At 64.0% G+C, this 2,009-nt stretch carries 1 protein-coding gene and 2 pseudogenes; 1 reads left to right on the plus strand and 2 read right to left on the minus strand.

Annotated features, from left to right (window positions below; translation table 11 throughout):
* A pseudogene (locus EN879_RS33555) lies at positions 1-344 on the plus strand (multidrug efflux MFS transporter); the annotation flags it as partial.
* 104 nt (positions 345-448) lie between these two features.
* Here EN879_RS33555 and EN879_RS33560 read toward each other — a convergent pair.
* Both EN879_RS33560 and EN879_RS33570 read right to left on the minus strand, forming a co-directional pair.
* The gene (locus EN879_RS33560; RefSeq protein WP_013532288.1) at positions 449-1,192 is read right to left on the minus strand and encodes an RlmE family RNA methyltransferase; all 744 of its coding nucleotides are present in this window, start codon (positions 1,190-1,192) and stop codon (positions 449-451) included.
* A 228-nt stretch (positions 1,193-1,420) separates the two neighbouring features.
* Positions 1,421-2,009, minus strand: a pseudogene (locus EN879_RS33570) (Ppx/GppA family phosphatase); the annotation flags it as partial.

The raw sequence follows: 2,009 nt of genomic DNA on the forward strand, positions 1-2,009 counted from the left end.
GCTTCATCCGCTCGATGTTCTTCACCGGCGTCAATGCGCTCGCCTATGCCGAGGTTTCGGCTGAAGACACCAGCAAGGCGACACCGATCACGGCGGTGTTCCAGCAGTTGTCGGTCGCGCTCGGCGTGGCGCTGGCCGGCGGACTCCTGGAGGTGTCCACGCGCCTGCACGACAGGTCACTGACGCTGGCGGATTTCCACACCGCGTTTTTCGTCGTCGCGGCGATTTCCGCCGCCGCGTCGCTGTCGTTCATGCGGCTGGCGCCCGATGCCGGCAACGCCATCTCCGGCCACGGCCGCCTGACCACACCCAAGACGCTGGAAACGAGCACGGCGGGGAAGTAGTTCCCTCTTGCCTTCTCCCCTGTGGGAGAAGGTGGATCGGCGCGAAAGCGCCGAGACGGATGAGGGGTGTTCCAGCGGAGTGAAACGTTGGCGCTCCCTGGAGCTCATCCGTCGCCTTCGGCGACACCTTCTCCCAGGGGAGAAGGAAGATCTCGCCCTTTGAAATCCTTGGCCAGCAAATAAAGCTCGACCGATTCATCCCGCGACGCCGGCGGCTTGACGTGATGGACCGAGCGGAAATTCTTCTTGAGCATGGAGAGCAGTTCGTTTTCGGCGCCGCCCTGGAAGGTCTTGGCAAGGAAGTGCCCGCCTGGCTTCAGCACCGACAGCGCGAAATCGGCCGCCACCTCGCACAGATGCATGGTGCGGATATGGTCGGTCCGCTTGTGGCCGGTGGTCGGTGCCGCCATGTCGGACAACACGATATCGGGATCCCCACCCAGCGCCTCGGCCAGCTTCTGCGGCGCCTGCGGATCGAGGAAATCCATCAGCAGCACCGGTGCGCCGGGCACGGCGTCCATTTCGAGATAATCGATGCCGATGACATGCGGCTTGTCGGCCGTCGATTTCGTCCGCGCGGCGGCGACCTGGCACCAGCCGCCGGGGGCGGCACCGAGGTCGATCACCTTCATGCCGGGTTTCAACAGATGATGCTTGTCGTCGATCTCGATCAGCTTATAGGCCGCGCGTGAGCGATAGCCGTCGGCCTTGGAGCGCTGGACATAGGGATCGTTGATGTGGCGCTGCAGCCAACGGCGCGACGATTCCTTCAGCCCGCTCTTCTTCTTGATCCGCGTCTTCAGCACGCGAATGCTGGCGGATCCTGGTTTTTCCGGTTTCTTGGTCATTGCCTGATTTCTGGTCCGGGTTTTCTCGCTCGTCGAGTTGTGCTCATTTTTCGACGTCTGCGCGTTTCGTGAAGGGCTTCCCCCACTCCGTCTCGGCTTCGCCGAGCCACCTCTCCCCCCTCCGGAGGGAGAGGAAGGGAGCCAGCCTGCATAAGTTCACGCCTTTCCTCTCCCCGTCGATCGGGGGAGAGGTGTCGAGCGTAGCTCGACGGAGTGGGGGTCGACTGTTCACGCTCTGCCACGCCCATCGTTGCGCCAGACGCCATCATCGGCCATCAATTCGCTCAAAATACCTTCGCGCAGGCCACGATCGGCGACCCGCAACCGCTCGGACGGCCATACGGCGCGGATCGCTTCGAGGATAGCACAGCCGGCCAGTACCAGATCGGCGCGATCGGCACCGATGCAAGGGTTGGCGCAGCGCTGCTGGAAATCCCAGCCAACCAGTCTTTCGACCATGCGGTCGACGCTGTCGCGGTCCATCCACAGCCCGTCGACACGGCGGCGATCATAGCGCTCGAGTTCAAGGTGGACACCGGCCAGCGTCGTCACCGTTCCGGACGTGCCCAGCAGATGGAAATTCGGGCTGGCCTTGAGATGGCTCAGCCGATCGCGACCGTCGAAGCTGGCCAGCCGGCCGGCAACGTCATCGACCATGGCGGCGAAGATCTCGCGCGTCACCGTGCGGCCGCCAAAGCGCTCGGCCAGCGAGACGACGCCGACCGGCAGCGACGTCCACGACACGATATGATTGGCCAACCTCGGCGAACGGCGGCCGGCGAGATCGATGAGCGCGATTTCCGACGAACCGCCGCCA

This window comes from Mesorhizobium sp. M7A.F.Ca.AU.002.02.1.1 (assembly GCF_003998535.1).
GTDB classification, from domain to species: domain Bacteria; phylum Pseudomonadota; class Alphaproteobacteria; order Rhizobiales; family Rhizobiaceae; genus Mesorhizobium; species Mesorhizobium ciceri.